The following is an 18867-nucleotide window of genomic DNA, read 5'->3' as shown; positions in this document are numbered from 1 at the left end:
AAACGCCCTAGGAAACGCCATTTCTGACAAATTCTCCTGCAACATGCTCTGTGATCAGATCCTGCTGCTCCTTTGCCTCGTCATGGCGATATTCCTCCAACTGTTTTTCCTTCAGCTTCTCCAGCTTTTTCACTTCCTTGGAAGCCTCTGTCACAATAGAACGCTGCTTTTCCACCTTTGCCTGTGCCCGGGTCAGCTCATCCGCTGTTTCCTCCAGCTGGATCCTGGCTCCCTCCAGCACACTGTGGCAGCCTTTCAGTATAAACACTGTGGTTCCCTGGGCCTGGCGCCTTCCAATATCCTCCTGGATATGGCGGATTATGGATTCACTGTTCCTTTTTCTCTCTTCCAGCTCATCCCTGACAGCGGTCAGCCTTCCAAGGACTCCCTTTTCCTTTTCCAGGTTCTGCTGCTGGTATACCAGCATACGCTCCAGCGTAAATACAAACCGTTTCATATAGCGCCCCTTAATCTGTTGCCTGGATCATCTGGATCACTGCCTCGTCCAGCGAAAAACTCTCATCTGTTTTCTGCTGAAGGAACCCGTATATCCGGTCTATATGCGCCAATGCATCATCTAATTCCGGATTGGTCCCTTTTTTATAAGCTCCGATGGAAACCAAATCACTGTTGCTTTCATATACGGCCAGAAGCCTTCTCAGCTTCCCTGCCGCTTCCCTATGTTCCGGCATTACAATGTCGTTCATCAGACGGCTGATACTGGAAAGGATGTCAATGGCCGGGTAACGGTTTTTGGCAGCCACCTTTCTGGACAGCATAATGTGCCCGTCTATGATACCCCTCACCGTATCGGATATGGGTTCATTAGCGTCATCCCCTTCCACCAGCACGGTATAGATCCCCGTTATAGATCCCTCCTCAAAGTTTCCTGAACGCTCCAAAAGCTTGGGCAGTTCCGAATAGATGGACGGGGTGTATCCCCTTGCCACCGGCGGTTCCCCTATACTCAATCCCACTTCCCTCTGGGCCATGGCAAAGCGTGTCAGGGAATCCATCATCAGCAGCACATCCATGCCCTGGTCCTTAAAATATTCGGCGATCGTGGTTGCGGTCATGGTGCACTTGGACCGCATCATGGCCGACTGATTGGAAGTAGCCACCACCAGGACCGAACGTTTTAATCCCTCCTCGCCCAGATCCCTGTTGATAAACTCCACCACCTCCCTGCTCCTCTCCCCCACCAGGGCGATAACATTGACATCTGCCTTTACATTCTTGGCGATCATGCCCATGAGGGTGCTTTTTCCAACGCCGCTTCCGGCAAATATTCCCATTCTCTGCCCTTTTCCCACGGTCAGCAGGCCATCTATGGCTTTGACTCCCATCTGAATAACGGTGTCGATCCTGGGACGTGTCATGGGGTTGGAAGGTTTTCCCGTAATGGTGTAGTAGGATACATTTTCCACCGGCCCAAGGCCGTCTATGGGCATTCCCATGGCGTCCACCGTTCTGCCTATCAGCTGATCAGAGACAGCGATGCGAAGCCGTTCCCCGGTGTTGCGCACCGCGCTTCCGTAACCGATCCCCTCCATCTCCTCATAGGGCATAAGCAGCACCCTGTTCTCCCTAAATCCCACCACCTCGGCCATGACAGGGCTTCCCCCCTCCACCACGTCAATGGTACACACATCCCCCAGCCTGCAGGCCGGGCCCATGGACTCCACCGTGGTCCCCACGATCTTGTCTATCTTTCCCAGATAGGTGTATAATTCAGCATTCTGTATTGCCTGCTCGATCTGCCCCATTTCCATATGGTTACCGCCTTATCACCGGCCCTCCAGGGCCGTTAACTGTTTTTTCAGATTAGCCAGCTGTACATCCAGGGATGCATCCACGATCCCCTCCTCGGTCTCCACCTGTACAAAACCGGCGGGCCGGTCCTCTGTTTTGATCCTCAGGCTGCTTCCGTTCTTGCCCATTAAGGGTTTTAGACGCTGCTCCAGCTCTTCCACCAACCCGGAGGCGCGGGCCGGGACATGGACCGTAATACTCCTTTTATCCCGCTCCGAGAGCACTGCCTGCTCGATCAGGTCCAGCATTTCAGTCTCATCTTCTTCCACCCGTTTTTTGAGTATTCTTTCCGCCATCATAAAAGACAATGACGCAATCCTGCCGCACAGCTGCTCTTTAAATCCCTCAAACTCCTGTTCCATGTCTGCCACCGAGCCCCGGATCCCCTCTATATCATGGGAAATGCCGCCGAGCGCATCCTTAAGCCCCTGTGCATACCCATCCTGTCTGGCCTGCTCCTGGATCCTGCCGGCCTCACCTCTGGCAATATTTACTATGTTATCCCGCTGGGCATAAGCTTCCTCCAGAATCCTTGCCGCGGACTGTTCCGCCTGATCCCTGGCATGTTCCAATATTTTGCGCTTTTCCTCCGATATAAGGGCATAGCGTTTTCCCGTCATTTCAGTTCCGCCGGACAAACCGTTCCCGGGCCATCCGTTCTCAGACCATCCGTTCCCGGACCATTCATTCCCGGACAGGTTCTGTTCCTGCTGTGCGTCCCCCTGCTGCGCGTTCCGGCTGGCTTCGGGCTGGTATACCCTCACCGCCGCGCTGCCCGGAACAGTCTGTGCGGACTTTAATATCCTAGACAATAATCTCATCCTTTCCATCCTTGGAAATCACAATCTCGCCTTCCTCTTCCAGCCGCCGGATCACAGCCACGATCCTCTGCTGTGCCTCTTCCACATCGCTCATACGTATATTATGGAGATATTCCATATCGCTCTGTATGGATTCCCTCATTCGGCCGGACATGTTGGAGAAGATGGTATTAGTAACATCTTTATTGGCAACCTTAAGGGCCACGGACAGGTCCTTTGTATCGATCTCCCTGAGGAAACGCTGTACGGACAGCGGATCCAGGTATGCGATATCCTCAAATACAAACATCAGCTTTCGCACATCCTCTGCCAGCTGCGGATTCTTCATGTTCAGTTCATCAAAGATATCCCTCTCCGTGCTGCGGTCCACATGGTTCATCACATCAGCCACATAGGTCAGTCCGCCCACCTCCATGGTTTCCTCCGATGAGGAGGAGCCGATCTTCTTTTCCAGTACCTCCTCAGCGATCTTGATGGCCATGGGCAGGGCCCGGTCCATATTGGCTATGCGCTCCACCACATCCACCCTGGTGTTCTGTGGCAGGTTGGCTATGATCTTGGATGCCTGTTCCGGAGTTGCGTATGACAGGATCAGGGCCAGGGTCTGGGGATGCTCATTCTGGACAGCAGCCATCAGGGTCTTGTAATCCACCTTCCTGATAAAACTAAAGGCCTTGGTCTTTAATGCCTTGCTGACCCGGTCCATCAGGTTCTTGGCCTGCTGCTGGCCAAAGGCCTTTTCCAGGACCTCCTTGGCATAATCCCTTCCGCCCTCTGTAATGACCTTTTCTGTTACACAGCAATTATAAAAATCCTGGGCAATATCCTCCAGTTCCCCCTCTGTCAGCCTGGGTAGCCGGGTGATCTCCATGGACAGCTGCTCCACTTCGTTTTCCGTCAGATACCGGAACACTTCGGACGCCCGTTCGCTCCCCAGGATGGATATGACGGCAGCAGCCTTTTCAGCTGGTCTTCTCTCTTCTGCAGGCATCTTATTTTTTATCCTCCTTCAGCCATGAACTGATCATGGATGCAATGATCTCAGGATTCATCTGTGCAAAGGACCGCACCTGGTCTACAGGACTGGTCAAGTCCTCCATATGTTTCCCCAGACTGGTCTGAACCGCATCCTCAGCGGCACGCTGCTCTGCACTGTCCGCACCCGCAGCCTCCCCGCCCTCATCCTCAAAATGGGCAAAAAGCTCCTGATCCTCCCTCATGTGTTTCTTCTTCCTGCGGCTCATCAAAAGCAACAGGATCAGCAGGAATAACAGGACACCCACACCGGCTGCAGCCGCAATGGTCCTGTAATCCAGGCCTGTCTGCGCCGGCGCCTGTACCGGCAGGGCCGGCTTTGGAGCGGGAACCGTTTCCTTTGGCATCTCCCGAAAGCTGGAAACCACAATGTCCTCAGGCGCAATATTAGCCGCCTTGGAAGCCGCGTCCACCAGCTGCTGTTTTTTTGCCTCTGTCAGATTGTCGTCATTGACCGTGATGGCAACCGTGGCTTTCTGAAGCTTTACATTATCCTTTTCAATCTGCTTTTTGATGTAGCTTACAAGATAATCCACATCCCTGTAATAGTCTCCCGAGGTCCCCCCGGCAGCGCCAGTCCCTGCTGTTCCGTAGGAGGGTATATCCGTGTTGTTTTCCTCGCCTGCAATGCCGCCCGCGCCGGAAGCTCCTCCCTCAAGGTTCCTTCCCTCCTTATACCGGTCCACAACCCCCTGTCCGTTTTCCTGGGGCTCATAATGCATGTCTTCCGTGATCATCCTGTCGTAATCTATGACCACGGTGGCGGACACGCGAAGCTTATCCGGAGCATATGCCAGGGTGAGGACATTTTTAATCTTGTTCTCCAGGCGTTCCTCCACCTTTGTCTCAAAGTCCAGGCGGTTCAGGCCATAGGCAGTGGTGCCGATAACATCGGAAACCATCTCCTGCATGGTCTGGGCGTTCACTACCGTCACATTTTCCGGAGCCAGCCTTGGAACACTGTCCGACACCAGGTTCTTGATGGCCGACACCTTTTCAGGTGAAAGCTCATAGGAGGGCATCAGGGTGAGTGAGACGGATCCCGTGCTGGAGGGCTGGTCCTCATTCCACACGTAGTGGCTCTCGTCCGGCACATTCAGGGTCACGATGGCGTTCTTAATCCCTGTCATGTCCTTTAATGTGCGCTCGATCCGGTCCTGAAGATTCATCAAGAGGTATTGACGCTTCTCAAATTCAGTGGTTGTGAACCCCATATTATCCGAAAAAATGTCAAAAGGAAGTGCCGTTTTCGGATAACCCAATTCTGACATATCAAGCATGATATCGCCCAACTGGTCTTCCGGAACCGTCACTTCTCCTTCGCTGTTCCTCCTGGCTTCAACGCCCCTTGCATTGAGAACCGTAAGGATCTCACTATTCTCTTCTTTTGATATTCCCGGGAATAATGCAACATAATTCCCGCCTTTGCCCATATTGAGCACAACAGTGGCCGCTAAAGCCACAATAACCGCTGCCGTGATTCCGGCAGCGGCTGCCTTTCGCCTTCCGGTACCCAGCATACGGCCTGCACCGCTGTTTTCCCCGGTTACCGACTTAAATTTATCTCTGATCCCCATAACCCACCACTGTAATCTTTCATTTTAATATCAAAATACGCAAATTTAACGCTTTGTCATCAAACCTGCATTCCCATGATCTGATTGTACGCGTTCACGGCCTTTGATGCTAACTGAGTGGTGAATTCTATGGTTGCCGCGGTCTTTTCCGCCTGTATCAGGGCTGTGTGGAGATGATCCACCTGTCCTGATGCCAGCTTCACATCCATGTCCTGATTATCCTTTAAAGCCTGGTCCGCTTCCTTAACTGCTTCCTTTAGCACATCCTTAAACTCGGTTTTCCTGCCGGCCTGTCCGGCGGACTGTGTGTTGTGCATTTTATCTAAAGACGTAATAACGTCCATTTTGGTTATCGGCACTATGAACATAACTCCCCCTGTAATCCCCCTTGTTTCAACAATATTCTACACTGCCTTCAGTATACGTCCAACAGGTCACTTCGTCAACAAATTTTAAGAAAATTATAACCAGTTTGTAATTTTTTCCGTAAGAATTTACCACATAATGAAAAATATGTAGTTTTTATACAAAAAAACAGGAAGCCAGAATTTTCCATTCCGGCTTCCCGTCATCAGTGCTGCATGTGTTCTCAACCCCTCCATCTTCCCTCAGAATCAAGGTATCTTCCCTCCACAGAGGTGTTTCTTAACATGGTCCCGTTGTCCGGGTTCATATAATACCACAGGCCGTTGTCCATCAGCCACCCTGTATGCATGGAACCGTCCTGGTCAAAGAAATACTGCTGGCCCTGGACATTCAGCCAGCCCGTGTGCATGGCTCCGTCCTCCTCCAGATAATACCATTTTCTGTTATCCTGGATCCACCCCGTGTTCATGACCCCGTTGATATCCAGGAAATAACTCTTTCCGTTCCTGGTCTGCCAGCCTGTAAGCATATATCCGCTGAAATCAAAAAGATACCATTCCCCGTCTATGTTCTGCCATGTACCTGAGGGATACGTGCCGTCCGTGTTCCTGTACCACCAGCCCTCGTTGTCCTTTACCCATCCGATCTGGGCCGGGGTCAGCTGTTCATTTTTTACAGGTCCGGTCACCGCGCCTGTAAGACTGCACACCTCATCCGCATCAATATCACATTCGTCCGAATACACCCAGTCGCTGCCGGTGATATAACCAAGTTCCTCCGAGTCCTTTGGTATTGCCCGTACCCGAAACTGGTAGGTGCCCGGAAGGGTCATACTGGGATAAAAATCATATGTGGTTGCAATGACCTTGGGCACTCCCTGGATCATCTGATCTCCCCTGTAAAGTTTTAATTCATATGCCCCCGCAAAGGGAACCGCAGACCAGGTGGCCTTTCCGGGAGGATATCCCATCCACTCCGCGCTCTCCGGTATCTCCAGTGTGCCGGACGCCGGCGTCAGTTTCACGGTCAGCAGAAGCGTCTCATCATTGTTGGTCCGCTTAACGGAAGCATAGGTGGCTCCGTCAATCTGAAATTTGCTGGGTCCCGTGGTGCGGTTAAAATAGTATCCGCTTCTGGCATGGATCTCGATCTGTACCTTTGGTTCATCCCCCGGCTCCCAGTATTCCTTATTTTTGTTGGCCCATTTATACGCGCCAATGGTATACAGGTTACTGTCCGTGGTAGTATACACAGTGGCCTCATTCAGTTCATAATCCGCCTGCACATCCGAGCGCACCCGGATGGAGACGCTGGTAATGGGGGTTCTTGTCTCCGTCTTTGCAGCTGCCATGGATGTGATGGACAATGCCGCTGCAATCGAGGCACTCATAATCAGTCCTGCCGCCCTTTTCCAAATATGTATCATTGCAATTCTCCTCCTGTTTACGGTGCCCATATCCCATTCTGACCAATATAGTATTCTCCCACCACCTGGTCCTTCACCATCCGGCCGTCCCGCGGGTCCAGATAATACCAGCTGCCCTGGGATAAGAGCCATCCTGTGGCCATGCTTCCGTCAGGGTTCAGGTAATACCAGTCATCCCCCTGCTGCAGCCATGTTCCGGTAAGCTTCCCCTGTTCCGGATCCAGATAATACCAGATCCTGTTATATTGAAACCAGCCTGTAACCATATCTCCGTTGGAGGTGAGATAATACTCCCTGTCGTTCTTCCACTGCCACCCTGTGAGCATATACCCGTTCATGTCAAAGAGATACCATTTATCCCCGATCATATTCCACTTGCCCACAGGATAGGTCCCATCCTCATTTTTATACCACCAGCCGTTCTGGTCCTGGACCCAGCCCGGAGCCTGGGACTGTGGACCTGTACCATCCTTTTCGTTTACTCCCTTTACTCCCGTGGATACGGACCGCTTGCCGGCGGCCTGGGCGTCCTTTCTGGTGATCTCCTGGTTCTCAGATTCCGCCCAGTCTCCTGCTTTCAGATAATCGGATTCCGACTCCGACCTGGCAACCGCCCTCACCTTAAAGTAATAATCCCCAGCCTCTGTCATATAGGGGAAAAAATCATAACTGACCGAATTGGTCCTGGGAACATGATAGACCATGCTTCCATCACAGAACAGCTTTACCTCATAGGAGGAGGCGCCTTCCACCTTTGCCCATCTGGCCTTGCCCAGAGGCTTTTCTTCCCAGTACGCGTCCTCCACGCGGTCCAGGGTTCCCTTTACGCCTTTTAGCTTTACCGTCATAGTCAGACTCCGCTTGGCATCGCTTTTCTTGGAAGTCACATAGTCCGCTCCCCGGATGTGGGCGCCGGAAGCATTGATACTGTTAAAATAGTAACCCTCCTCGGCTGCCAGTTCTATGGATACCTTAGGTATGTCTCCGGCCTTCCACTGGGACTTTCCATTGATAAAATCACAGGATACCACATGATACTTTGTACTGTCGGCCGTTGCGGACACACTTCCGCCGTCCCCGTTTGCAACCACGGAGGAGGTCACTGCCACTGCCACTGATTTGATGGCCTCATCCGCATATACCGCTGTAGCCGCAGACCACCAGACTGCCAGACACAGACCTGCCGCCGCTGCCATTTTAACCCCTTTACACACATACCTTCTCCTGCCGGTCACTCCCAAACCTCCCATAATCACTGTATTTTTCATCTTTTATCACGATTGCCACGGCCTTCTGACGGACACAATGGTCCGGTAAGCCGGATCATATCCCACCTTGATGCCTTCCTTTGTGGAGCTGGCGTGGACGATCCTGCCGTCCCCAATGTACATGGCCACATGGCCGGAGTAGCAGACCAGATCCCCCGGCTCCATATCCTCATAGGAAACCTCCCTGCCAAACACGGCCTGTTCCCCGGAGGTTCTGGGAATGTTCACCCCAAAATGACGGTACACGGACTGTGTAAATCCGGAACAGTCCGCCCCTTTAGTCAGGCTTGTACCCCCATATACATAGGGATTGCCCACAAACTGGAGACCGTAATCAGCCACTTCCCGTCCAAAGGAAGTGCCGCCATGGCTTTTGATCATCTCCCTGCGCCGGGCTTCCTCCCTGCTCCTGTCTTCCTCACTGCGCCGGGCCTCCGCCTGCTTTCTCAGGCGTCTGATCTCCTCATTCTTTAAGCGCACTTTATCTGCCGCCCCGGCTGCCCGTTCCCTGGCCTCTGTGAGCTGGGTTGAAAATGTCTCTGACTCCCGCTCCGTTTGACGGATCATGGATCGGATCTGCGTCTGCTGTCCTCTGTATTCCTGTTCCATGACCTCCATCTCAGACTGCTTTCCCTCCAGCCGCGCCTTCTTCTCCAGTACCTGGACCCTGATCTCCTCGTATTGTGTGATCATCTCCTGATCGTACTGGTAAAGCTGGGAAAAGTACTCGGTCTGGTTCACCACATCCCCGATATTCCTGGCCCTCAGCAGGATATCCAGGTAAGTTATATTTCCCTCCTCATAGAGAAACCGGATCCTTTTTTTCAGCATCTCATACCGCTGTTCCCGGTTCTGTACTGCTGTCTCATATTCATGTTCCGCCGTCTCTATCTGTTGTTTCAGTTCTTCCATATCAGACTCCAGAAGACTGCTAAGCATCAAAAGCCTGGTAAGCTGATCCTCCAGTTCCCGGGCCTGCTTCTGGGTATCATCCCGCTTATGCTCCAGGGAATCCGCCTCCTCCCGGGCCTTATCCAATTCCTCCTGGGCCTTGTCCTTCTCCTCCCGGGCCTTGTCCTCTTCCTCCTGGGCCTTCTCCTCCCGGGCCTTGTCCTCTTCCTCCTGGGCCGTCCTCTGATCCTGTTCCGTCCTGACTCCGGGCGTGGCCCATACTTCCATGGCCATAAGGAGAACTGACGCCAGGAACACCGGGAAAAGAAGGCGTACCCTGACATGGTAATCTTTTGTTTTCATCTCTGATCTATGTATACCCCTATCTTCCCCATCATGGTGACGTTCCGGTTCGCCTTGGCGCCGGAGGCCTCCCTATCCAAAAGAAGATCATACCGCCTCGGATCAAATTCGCTCTATCCTGCCGCTTCAGAGATGGGGAAACCCTTTCAATGCTGAATCTGCCTGTAAAATTACATTTCCAAATATCAATAATGCCAGTATAGCATAAACGTAACCAGGAAAAAAGCCCTAAATAATAGGATAAAAATCCCGGCACAGGTATCATATCTCCTTTCCTGTACCGGGACATACCCGTAAACGACAGCCCATAAGCCCAAGTTGCCCATGGCTTCCCTTTAATCTCAGCCTTCCATCTGACGGCCCAGAAACCCGGCTGCCGTCACAGCCAGTTTCATTTCCATATCTCCGAACTTGGCCCTGGCTTCCCTGCTCATAAGAGCCACGGCGCCGATGGCGTCCCCTTCGCAGATAATGGGGGCCACAACCTGAGCTGATATGCCCTCCAGTTCCTCGTCCACCAGATGGATGAATGCCTTGTCATCCCTTGCAGCCATCACCGTGTTGCGCTCATTGATGGCCTGTTCCAGCTGACGGCTGATGTTGCGCTGAAGCAGCTCCTTCTTTGCCCCGCCTGCTACAGCGATGATCTGGTCCCTGTCCGTGATGCATACCAGCAGGCCGGTGGACTGGGCCATTGCCTCCGCGTACTGTACTGCAAATGAAGTGAGCTCCATCATGGGTGAATATTTCTTGAGAATGATCTCTCCTTCCCTGTCCGTAAATATCTCTAATGGCGTACCTTCCCTGAGTCTCAGGGTACGGCGGATTTCCTTTGGAATGACCACACGTCCCAGATCGTCAATTCTTCTTACTATTCCTGTAGCTTTCATAAAAAAATTCCTCCATTTTACTCTCTGACATTTATCTTCTTTGTTGCCCGTAAATGTAGTATTTGTAAAACAGAGGAATTTATACTTAAAGTAACCTTCAAAGTAATTATGAGGATTTATGGCTTCTTATAGTCGCCCCGGTCTGTCACCACCTCATATCCGATTGCTTTCATACGTTTTTTTAATTCATTGATGTTGGTGGCGGCTTCCACTCCAGTGCTGATCTTGTTGTCATAGAGCATATATTTCTTGCGCACATCCACTGGTGACAGGTTGGGCATGACCACATTGGCCCCTGCCATAACACCCTGCTCCCGGCCATTTTCCTCAATGGTGCCCAAAGCCGTGGTGGCCGGAAGCAGGACGGAGGGCAGCATCAGCCGGACAATGGCTAAGAGCAGCAGGGTCTGGCGCAGGGTTCCGGCCGGCCGGTCCTTAAACGGGGTATCGTGATGAGGGATAAACGGACCAATCCCCACCATTTCCGGCTGCAGGCCGTACATAAATTCCAGGTCTTCAGCAATATGCTCCGTTGTCTGATAGGGCGCCCCGACCATGATCCCGCACCCCGTCTGATATCCGATGGCTTTCAGGTTCCTGAGGCATTCTTTGCGGTGTTCCGAGGACATCTGAGGCGGATGAAGGCTGGCATAATGACATGGATTGGCTGTTTCATGGCGCAGCAGATACCTGTCCGCCCCGGCGTCAAACCAGCGTTTGTAGGTGTGAAGATCCTTTTCACCCACGGACAGTGTGACCGCACAGTCGGGATAGCTTTTTTTTATGCTCTCCACCAGATAAGCGATTTTTTCATCCGTAAACCACGGATCCTCCCCGCCCTGAAGCACAAAGGTGCGCAGCCCCAGTCCATAGCCGATCCGGCAGCAGTCCATGATCTGATACGGAGTCAGCCTGTATCTGGCCGCCTTTGGGTTGCTTCTGCGTATGCCGCAGTAATAGCAGTCGTTCTTACAATAATTGGTAAATTCCATGAGGCCACGGACAAATATCCTGTTCCCATAGCTGTTTAACGCTTCGTTTCTGGCCTTTTCATAAAGATAGGTTGCCCCGTCTTTTGTCATATGATCAATGAGGAAACAAAATTCCTCCCTGTCCAGGATCCGGTGCTTTGCCAGCCGGTCCACCAGTTCTTTTATGGTATCCATCACGCACCTCTTTCCATGACTTCTTTTAATCCCACCGGAAGGACACAGGTGTAGGTACGGTCCTTGTGCTTAAGGGGATACAGTTTTACCTCCACCCCAAACGCCTCATCCAGATGGGACTCGCTGAGCACTTCCTCTGTGGGGCCGAACATGGTAAAACCACGGGGGGTGAGGAGAAGGGCTTTCTGGGAAATGGACAGGGCGTGCTCCGGGTAGTGGGTGTTCACCACCGCAGAGATACTCTTTTCCCTGCACAACCGTTCAATGGTCTCCAGCACAATGAGCTGGTTTCTGAAGTCCAGATTGGATTCAGGTTCATCCAGAACCAGAATAGAGGGATCAGCCGCCAGTGCCCTGGCAATGAGCACCATCTGAAGCTCCCCTCCGCTGATCCTGCTGCACAGCCTGCCTCTCAGATAGCTGATCCCTATCTCTTCCATACAGGCAAGGGCAATGTCCATATCCTCCTTTTTTGGCTGTCCAAATGTACCCAGATGGGCATTTCTTCCAAGGAGCACCATATCCTCTGCGCGGTATGCAAAAGCGGACGCTTTGGCCTGGGGCACATATCCAATCTTCTGCCAAAGCAGATGATAGGGGATCTCCTTAATGTTGGCCCCGTCAATGTATGTGCCTCCTGTCTTCCATTCCAGAAGGCCCAGCATACATTTGAGCAGCGTGGTCTTTCCCGCGCCGTTGGCTCCCAGCACGGACAGCACCTCCGGCTTATCCATGGAAAAGTTCACGTTCTGTAAAATGTACTGGCCTCGGGAATATCCAAATCCGCCGTCTCTCACTTCAAATTTCATAATCGGATTCCTCCTGTCTTTCTCAGGAGCAGTATGAAGCAGGGTGCTCCTATAAGGGCTGTCAATATGGATACCGGTATCTCCGATGCCGTGACGGACCGGGCCAGGGTGTCAATGATAAGCATGAACACCGCCCCAAAAGCCATGCTGGCAGGCATTACGGAGCTGTTGTCATTTCCAAATATCATCCGCACCATGTGGGGGATGAGAAGACCCACCCAGCCGATCTGGCCGCACATGGATACCACGGCGGCTGTGACCATGGCTGACCCCACGATCACCAGGCTGCGGATCCGCTTCACCGGGATCCCCAGGGATTTTGCCTCATCCTCAGGCAGGGACATGGAATTGAGTTTCCACCGCAGCAGGAACAAAAGCATGCTTCCCCCTGCGATAAAGGGCGCTCCCATTACCAGGGTGGATTTTGTGGTGGATGCCATGCTTCCCATGAGCCAGTAGGTGATGGAGGGCAGCACATCCTGTGGATCCGCGGCATATTTGATCAAAGACACCAGGGCTGAAAACAGGGAACTGACCATCATGCCAGCCAGTATGATCATAAGGGGAGGCATGGTTCCCTTGACCCGGCCCACGCTCCAGGCCATAAGCACTGCCGCAACACCCAAAACCATGGCAAGCACCTGGATGCCGAATGCAGGAAGCCCTAAAAGGATGCCCAGCACAGCCCCAAAGGATGCGCCGTTTCCCGCGCCCAGGGTATCGGGCGTGGCCAGGGGATTGGCAAAAAGCCCCTGGAAGGCTGCGCCGGACGCCGCCAGTCCCCCGCCGGCCAGAAGGGCTAATATCACTCTCGGAAGGCGGATATTGGTGATCACGGTCCTGACCTGGCCTGATACCTCCACCTCAGGGAATGCACCCGGAACCAGCACGGCTGCCAGCTCCCTGGGTGAAATGGTAAAGCGTCCCACGGCCATTGCCCCAGCCGCACACAGGAAGATCACTGCCAGGGAACCCAGGGTCCAGTAACGGTTCCACCTTCGGGCGCCGGAGATTGCCTGTGCAATTTCTGTGCCCGGCTGGCTGTCCCGATCTGAGGATGACCTGCCCCGGATAGAGGAGGCTGGGTGGGCTATTCTGGCCGAATCTAAGGCAGCTGCACCGCAAAGCGGGGCAGTCAGCCGGGTACAGTATTGTCTCAAACAATCTCTCACATTCATGTTTAATCCATCCTTACTTTTTATTTCTTATAGCCCGCTGCCGCGTCACGGCCCGGGTGGTACATCCTCTCCACCTGTTCATCGCTCAGCTTGACACCGTACATGGCCTGATAGTAGTCCTTCACCTCCTTGGTGATGTCCACATCCTCAAACAGGTCCGGATACACCTGTTTAGCCATCCACAAAAGGGTCATGGGCGTATCCGTGCTGGGCGTATAGCTTCTGTAAGTGCCCAGAGGAAGCTTATACACATGCCCGTCCTGTACTGCCTTTACCGGGCTCCAATCGTCCTGCCCCACTGCATTTTCAAACAGGTCCTCAGGCTGTACCGGGGTAAAATTGGTGATAAAGATCACATCCGGGTTCCACTCATAGACCTGCTCCATATTGATGACGGCATTGGAATTTTCTGCCGCCACTCCCTCTGCCGCATTGCGTCCGCCCACGGCATCACACCAGAACTGCCCAAAGAACTTTTTGCCCGAGGTGATCATGGTGGTGTCACTGTAATTAAACAGGAACAGGATATTCTTTTGCTCCTCCTTCTTCAAGCCGGATACCCGCTTCTGGATATCTTCATAGACTTTCTGGCTGTACTGGGATACTTTGTCTGCGGTGTCTCCTTTTTCAGGGAAGATCTGGCTTAAAAGTTCCACCCAGTGATCATATGTCTCAATGCTGTCATAATCCCACTTGTTCACAGACACTGCTACGGCTGCGAATCCGGCTGAAGTCAGGGCCTCCCCCATCTCCTTGCTGCCTGCATTGTAGAATACCACATCCGGCTCCAGCTTCATCAGTTCCTCCATATTGATGTCGCTGCCGTTCATAAAGTCCGTGCTGGCATTCAGGATATCCGGAAACAGTTCTCCCAAAAGCCCGGTTTTTGCAGCGCTCATACTGGCCGGATTCATACCCACGATCTTTTCACCCGAGCCCAGGAATACGGTGATGATGGAGGGCAGGGGAAGAATGTCCGTGACCACCACACGGTTCACCTGCGCCGGGATCTCCACCTGGTTGCCCGCGTGGTCGGTGATGGTCTTAGGTTCTGACTGGTCCGCGGTTTCCGCTTCCTGGTGATCCGATGCCTGCACATTCGTCCCCCGGGCGTCTGCCTGGCATCCTGTCAGGCCTGCCACCCCAAGGCATAGACTTAATATTACTGCTGTTAACTTTTTCATAATCTCTCTTCCTCTCCTTTGCCCGGACTTCCGGACAATTCTAAACGCCGCACACAAACGGCTTCATTCTGTCATGGTACATGCGCCCTGAACACGCCTCATGGGGAAAGTCCACAAAGACCTGCCGTCCGTCCCCGGGACATACCTGGCGGTATAAAGGGTCTGCAATGACAACTGTACTCTTTTCCATGGCCGCAATGGCCTCATCCTCGTCCCAGACCAGGATATCCCCCGGCTCAGCCAGGTCCGCGCCGCCTTCCGTGGGGCACAGCACATGAATATCCCCAGCTCCCAGATCCTCCCGCAGGCTGCACCGCAGGGAGCCGGCAATCACCTGTTCCCCCACGATCAGGATGTGTTCCCCGGAAAGGTCCTCAGGAAGTCCCGTAAGCCCCAGATCCACGGGGCCGCCCCATGGGCCGCCTGACGGGTCCCTGTGCCCGTTCCCTCCTGCAAACAGGCTCTGGCTCTTCCCTGTCCCGGCTCCAAGACGCAGCAGTCCGGCCAGGCGCAGGGCCGCCCTTCTTCCCACCGGAGTTCCCACCACATAGGGAGTTCCGTATTTTCGTTCCAACTCCATGGCCGGTGGAATACCGGCCGCGGATACCACCAGGTTCACATCTGCCAGTCCGGCCAGGCGCATTTCATCCAGACTGCTTTCCATGGCCCAGCAGCTTAAGGTCTCCATTCCGTGGGATGCAAGGAATGCTTTCATGCCGGCCACATTTCCCGTCAGGGAGAAATCCAATGGCGTGGCCCCCAGCAGATTGACGCGCAGCCTGGTACCGCGTGAGCCGGCAGGCGCGCCGTGTAAAACATCGTGTGCGCCTTCCCCGGCCATTCCCCAAAGTTCCTCCCCGGAAGGGCAGAAGCGCACCGCAATCTGCCTCAGCGCTTCCCCTGCTCCCTGTACATAGGAATGCATTCCATTGGTGGCAATGCCAAAGGTGGGGATTTTTGTCTCCTTCTCGATCATCCTGGCGATTCCCTTAAAGTCGGTTCCCATCATCATGGGAATGGGCGTTCCCCCCATGCAGATAAATCTGGGATGGAGGTTCTTTGCCGCATCCACAATATCCCGCACCATTTTCCCGTCATCCCCCATAACAGCCTCCAGCTCCGACAATGCGGATATATATACCATGCTGTCCATGGAATACCACCTGGGTTCATCATGGGTGGTATAAGTGGAGTTGCAGCCCGATGCATCATGCATCACGGTCATTCCCCCAAGTTCATAAAGGGCTGAGCAAACCCCTGATATGTCCGCCGAATACACCGGCAGAATGCGGTTCGTCCTTCTCAACAGCAGCACCCCCATCCCTTTACCTGTATCAGTTTCTCCGTGTCTTTCTCTTCCCGGGCCGCTTCCTCCATAAGGCCTGCCAGCTCCAGGATCCCGCCGTAGCCGTAAAGGCCTCCGTCCTCCACCATGTTCACAAAATGCCCCGTCCCTGTAAAATAAGCGGCCTTCTGTCCCATGGCCAGCACCTTTCCGGACTTTTCCCCGCAGAATGTCCTGGGAAGGACCGCCATCTTGTGGTAGACCGTGGGACAGATCAGCATACGCGGACAATGGATCTTCAGCCACTCCAGTGCGTCCGCCTCCTCCGAAGATATGGTATCAGCATAAATCCGCTCCACCTTAAAACCGCACATTACCAAAAGCCTAGCCATTCCCAAGGGGCGGGAGGATATGGTGTAATCGATCACCACGGACCAGTCAGACAGGGTTTGGGCCAGGGTGCGCAGTGCATGTTCCGCAGCCTGCTGCAGTCTGTCCGCTTCCATATCCCTCCATACCTTTTTTGAGTCCAGTTTTAAAAGGTCCGACAGGCATTTCCAGCGCTCGCTGATCTCATCCCAGTTATAACTCACTGGCAGATACACCCACCTCTGTCCCAGCCGTTCCTCCAATTCCTGGGCAGCCGGACGGCCCAGGGGATGTACGACAATGTTAAGGCAGCCTTCAGCCATGGTCCTATATTCCTCAAAGTCCCGGCAGGTGCATATGTCCTTTAGGAGAAAACCGTTTTCCTCCAATATCCGGTACAGCTCTGAGCTCCGCCTGACTGCCAGGTTATTGCCAATGATATTGACCTGCTTTTTGGAAATTTCCGCGGGTTCCAGCAGGGAATACAGCTGTTTTCTCATAAATGGGTCCGGCGGCATCTTTGTCTTTCTCATAATGGGGTTCATCCAGCACTGCACAAACCCCACCTGCGGAAACCGTCTGTCCAGTTCCCCAAACACCAGCTTCATATCGGTTCCCAGAAAATGATGGATGCAGCTGGTGAACAATAAAAGCGCTCTGGGCAGCTTAGGCATTTCCTCCAATATATGGGTGACCCCCCGGATGATGATCTCCTCGCAGTCGCCTTCCAGCACAGAGTCCTCGTCCACTGATATGGTGGAGAACCGGTGGGAATCATTTAACTCCGCCGCTGACAGGACCACTCCCCTGAGACAGCTCTGGGCACAGACAAAGACCTGGTGGCTCTCGGGCAGCAGCATGCCGATATGTACAATGGTCCATCCTCCTCTGGCCGGCGCGCTGTACTCCAGCCCGTATGTAAAGGGCGCCAGGCCGGAAACATCCGCTATCTCAATGCCGGCTCCCCGGCTGTTTACCTCATGCAGATCCTTAAGCATACGCCACCTTCACCTCATCTTCCCCGCAGGCCGCCAGCACGGCATCCGACAGTTTTAGATAGCCTGCCGCAACATCGCTGTCCGGAAATGCCTCCATCACGGTCTGTCCCAATTCCTCCGCCTCACCAACCAGCGGGCTGAAATCCAGGGAAGCGATGATGGCCGTACCCATGTCGCGGGCCAGCTCCTCCACCTTTTCCTGTTCCCTTTTTACATTGCGCCTGTTGAGGATAATGCCGCCCAGGCTGGCATATCCCCTGGCTTCAAAGGATTTCACCGCGCTGGCAATATTGGCGGCCGCATAGACGGCCATGTTCTCCCCGGATGTGACAATGAACACCTTATCCGCATATCCCTCACGGATGGGCATTGCAAAACCGCCGCACACCACATCCCCCAGCACGTCATAGATCACCACATCCGGCTGGTAGATGTCAAATGCATGGCGTGCCTCCAGGGCCTCAAAGGCCGTGATGATCCCCCGCCCCGCGCATCCCATGCCGGGAGTGGGTCCCCCTGCCTCGGCGCAGAGCACGCCTTCGCTTCCCTCTGTGACCAACTCCTCCAGGCCGGCCTCATCTCCTTTTGCACGGATGGTATCCAGAATGGAGGCGACTCCATTTCCATGGTGAAGCTGTATGGTGGAATCCGCCTTGGGGTCGCATCCGATCTGCATTACCTTAAATCCCCGTTTTGCCAGAGCTACCGACAGATTGGACGAGATGGTGGATTTTCCGATCCCGCCTTTTCCGTAAACCGCTATTTTCAACATAGTCATTTTCCCCTTTACATTTTAATAGGTTGGGCTGATAGGAACAAAAAATCCTCTCTCTGAAAACAGAGAGAGGATAGAATAACTAAAATACAACCGGTCCAATCCGCGCGTCACCGCATAAATATACGCGCACATGGCCAGAAGGCTCCGCTCTCTCTTTATCTCAGGGTTACTTCGCATCAGAGAAAGGTCTTATTCGATTATTTACCATCATATTCCTGACAATGGAAAAAAGCAAGCTTAAATTAAAAATTAACAATTCACGTCTTTACTTTACCGCAATTCCCATGATATCATACCATCAGTGTACAAGGGCACAAAGGCCCCCTGTGTACGTAACCCCAGATTAAAAACACAAAAGGGAGGACATACTCTATGGAAGACCGTCTGGCTGTCATAAGCTGTATCATCAGCAATCCGGAATCTGTGGCAATGGTTAACGAGAAACTCCATCTCCAGTCCAGCATGATCATTGCCCGCCTGGGCGTTCCCTGCCGGGAATACGGCGTGTCTGTTATCAGCATCGTAATGCATGGGACCCAGAACCAGATCAGTTCATTTGCCGGAGATCTGGGCAAAGTGGACGGGGTAAAGGTAAAATCCATCCAGGTACCGGTGGCAGACCACCAGCCCCGGACCGACCTATAGAAAGGC

At 53.2% G+C, this 18867-nt stretch carries 18 protein-coding genes; 1 reads left to right on the top strand and 17 read right to left on the bottom strand.

The genetic code is table 11. The features are described 5' to 3' along the window. Nucleotides 1-7: 7 nt before the first annotated feature. The 17 genes from fliJ to CLFS41_RS01155 form a co-directional block, all read right to left on the bottom strand. Nucleotides 8-457, bottom strand: coding sequence for a flagellar export protein FliJ (gene fliJ, locus CLFS41_RS01235; protein WP_045091187.1), 450 nt, complete (start codon nt 455-457; stop codon nt 8-10). A 10-nt stretch (nt 458-467) separates the two neighbouring features. Next, a complete protein-coding gene (locus CLFS41_RS01230; protein ID WP_045091186.1) occupies nt 468-1772 on the bottom strand; it encodes a FliI/YscN family ATPase in 1305 nt (434 codons plus the stop codon). Between the two features lie 15 nt (nt 1773-1787). Next, nucleotides 1788-2633: a FliH/SctL family protein gene (locus CLFS41_RS01225; RefSeq protein WP_347467239.1), complete on the bottom strand. Its 846-nt coding sequence runs from the start codon at nt 2631-2633 to the stop codon at nt 1788-1790. Then, complete coding sequence (fliG, locus tag CLFS41_RS01220; protein ID WP_007865428.1) at nt 2617-3624, bottom strand: flagellar motor switch protein FliG; 1008 nt, start codon at nt 3622-3624, stop codon at nt 2617-2619. Before fliG ends, CLFS41_RS01225 begins: the two co-directional genes overlap by 17 nt. A gap of 1 nt (nt 3625) precedes the next feature. After that, a complete protein-coding gene (gene fliF, locus CLFS41_RS01215) occupies nt 3626-5245 on the bottom strand; it encodes a flagellar basal-body MS-ring/collar protein FliF (RefSeq protein ID WP_045091185.1) in 1620 nt (539 codons plus the stop codon). Between the two features lie 59 nt (nt 5246-5304). Next, nucleotides 5305-5613, bottom strand: coding sequence for a flagellar hook-basal body complex protein FliE (locus tag CLFS41_RS01210; protein ID WP_007865426.1), 309 nt, complete (start codon nt 5611-5613; stop codon nt 5305-5307). 221 nt (nt 5614-5834) lie between these two features. Further along, on the bottom strand, nt 5835-7037 hold the full coding sequence (locus CLFS41_RS01205; RefSeq protein ID WP_007865424.1) for an N-acetylmuramoyl-L-alanine amidase family protein: 1203 nt from the start codon (nt 7035-7037) through the stop codon (nt 5835-5837). Nucleotides 7038-7054: 17 nt separating this feature from the next. Then, complete coding sequence (locus CLFS41_RS01200; protein WP_242856753.1) at nt 7055-8251, bottom strand: N-acetylmuramoyl-L-alanine amidase family protein; 1197 nt, start codon at nt 8249-8251, stop codon at nt 7055-7057. 60 nt (nt 8252-8311) lie between these two features. Further along, nucleotides 8312-9559 (bottom strand): C40 family peptidase, encoded by a 1248-nt coding sequence (locus CLFS41_RS01195; protein ID WP_045091184.1) that lies wholly within the window; start codon nt 9557-9559, stop codon nt 8312-8314. 341 nt (nt 9560-9900) lie between these two features. After that, on the bottom strand, nt 9901-10449 hold the full coding sequence (gene spoVT, locus CLFS41_RS01190; RefSeq protein WP_007865419.1) for a stage V sporulation protein T: 549 nt from the start codon (nt 10447-10449) through the stop codon (nt 9901-9903). A 116-nt stretch (nt 10450-10565) separates the two neighbouring features. After that, complete coding sequence (gene hydE, locus CLFS41_RS01185) at nt 10566-11615, bottom strand: [FeFe] hydrogenase H-cluster radical SAM maturase HydE (protein ID WP_045091183.1); 1050 nt, start codon at nt 11613-11615, stop codon at nt 10566-10568. Further along, complete coding sequence (locus CLFS41_RS01180) at nt 11615-12424, bottom strand: ABC transporter ATP-binding protein (protein ID WP_007865414.1); 810 nt, start codon at nt 12422-12424, stop codon at nt 11615-11617. The genes hydE and CLFS41_RS01180 overlap by 1 nt, the downstream gene beginning before the upstream one ends. Then, a complete protein-coding gene (locus CLFS41_RS01175) occupies nt 12421-13602 on the bottom strand; it encodes an iron ABC transporter permease (RefSeq protein WP_227161409.1) in 1182 nt (393 codons plus the stop codon). The genes CLFS41_RS01180 and CLFS41_RS01175 overlap by 4 nt, the downstream gene beginning before the upstream one ends. 20 nt (nt 13603-13622) lie before the next feature. After that, nucleotides 13623-14786: an ABC transporter substrate-binding protein gene (locus CLFS41_RS01170; protein ID WP_045091182.1), complete on the bottom strand. Its 1164-nt coding sequence runs from the start codon at nt 14784-14786 to the stop codon at nt 13623-13625. Nucleotides 14787-14826: 40 nt separating this feature from the next. Further along, nucleotides 14827-16092, bottom strand: a complete 1266-nt coding sequence (locus CLFS41_RS01165) for a nitrogenase component 1 (RefSeq protein WP_347467230.1) — start codon at nt 16090-16092, stop codon at nt 14827-14829. After that, nucleotides 16089-17438, bottom strand: coding sequence for a nitrogenase component 1 (locus tag CLFS41_RS01160; protein WP_045091180.1), 1350 nt, complete (start codon nt 17436-17438; stop codon nt 16089-16091). The genes CLFS41_RS01165 and CLFS41_RS01160 overlap by 4 nt, the downstream gene beginning before the upstream one ends. After that, the gene (locus tag CLFS41_RS01155) at nt 17431-18210 is read right to left on the bottom strand and encodes a nitrogenase iron protein NifH (RefSeq protein ID WP_007865397.1); all 780 of its coding nucleotides are present in this window, start codon (nt 18208-18210) and stop codon (nt 17431-17433) included. The genes CLFS41_RS01160 and CLFS41_RS01155 overlap by 8 nt, the downstream gene beginning before the upstream one ends. 378 nt (nt 18211-18588) lie before the next feature. On the opposite strand from CLFS41_RS01155, the gene CLFS41_RS01150 reads away from it, so the two are divergent. Then, complete coding sequence (locus CLFS41_RS01150) at nt 18589-18861, top strand: TM1266 family iron-only hydrogenase system putative regulator (RefSeq protein ID WP_007865394.1); 273 nt, start codon at nt 18589-18591, stop codon at nt 18859-18861. Nucleotides 18862-18867: the final 6 nt, after the last annotated feature.

Source organism: Clostridium sp. FS41 (assembly GCF_000954015.1).
Taxonomy (GTDB): domain Bacteria; phylum Bacillota; class Clostridia; order Lachnospirales; family Lachnospiraceae; genus Enterocloster; species Enterocloster citroniae.
Note: the sequence above shows the minus strand (reverse complement) of the source record. Positions and strands in the feature narration are given on the sequence as shown.

Excerpts from the sequence above, each read along its gene's own strand:
- fliJ (WP_045091187.1), bottom strand. The coding sequence starts at position 457 with ATGAAACGGTTTGTATTTACGCTGGAGCGTATGCTGGTATACCAGCAG.
- CLFS41_RS01230 (WP_045091186.1), bottom strand. The coding sequence starts at position 1,772 with ATGGAAATGGGGCAGATCGAGCAGGCAATACAGAATGCTGAATTATAC.
- CLFS41_RS01225 (WP_347467239.1), bottom strand. The coding sequence starts at position 2,633 with ATGAGATTATTGTCTAGGATATTAAAGTCCGCACAGACTGTTCCGGGC.
- fliG (WP_007865428.1), bottom strand. The coding sequence starts at position 3,624 with ATGCCTGCAGAAGAGAGAAGACCAGCTGAAAAGGCTGCTGCCGTCATA.
- fliF (WP_045091185.1), bottom strand. The coding sequence starts at position 5,245 with ATGGGGATCAGAGATAAATTTAAGTCGGTAACCGGGGAAAACAGCGGT.
- CLFS41_RS01210 (WP_007865426.1), bottom strand. The coding sequence starts at position 5,613 with ATGTTCATAGTGCCGATAACCAAAATGGACGTTATTACGTCTTTAGAT.
- CLFS41_RS01205 (WP_007865424.1), bottom strand. The coding sequence starts at position 7,037 with ATGATACATATTTGGAAAAGGGCGGCAGGACTGATTATGAGTGCCTCG.
- CLFS41_RS01195 (WP_045091184.1), bottom strand. The coding sequence starts at position 9,559 with ATGAAAACAAAAGATTACCATGTCAGGGTACGCCTTCTTTTCCCGGTG.
- spoVT (WP_007865419.1), bottom strand. The coding sequence starts at position 10,449 with ATGAAAGCTACAGGAATAGTAAGAAGAATTGACGATCTGGGACGTGTG.
- hydE (WP_045091183.1), bottom strand. The coding sequence starts at position 11,615 with ATGGATACCATAAAAGAACTGGTGGACCGGCTGGCAAAGCACCGGATC.
- CLFS41_RS01180 (WP_007865414.1), bottom strand. The coding sequence starts at position 12,424 with ATGAAATTTGAAGTGAGAGACGGCGGATTTGGATATTCCCGAGGCCAG.
- CLFS41_RS01175 (WP_227161409.1), bottom strand. The coding sequence starts at position 13,602 with ATGAATGTGAGAGATTGTTTGAGACAATACTGTACCCGGCTGACTGCC.
- CLFS41_RS01170 (WP_045091182.1), bottom strand. The coding sequence starts at position 14,786 with ATGAAAAAGTTAACAGCAGTAATATTAAGTCTATGCCTTGGGGTGGCA.
- CLFS41_RS01160 (WP_045091180.1), bottom strand. The coding sequence starts at position 17,438 with ATGCTTAAGGATCTGCATGAGGTAAACAGCCGGGGAGCCGGCATTGAG.
- CLFS41_RS01155 (WP_007865397.1), bottom strand. The coding sequence starts at position 18,210 with ATGTTGAAAATAGCGGTTTACGGAAAAGGCGGGATCGGAAAATCCACC.
- CLFS41_RS01150 (WP_007865394.1), top strand. The coding sequence starts at position 18,589 with ATGGAAGACCGTCTGGCTGTCATAAGCTGTATCATCAGCAATCCGGAA.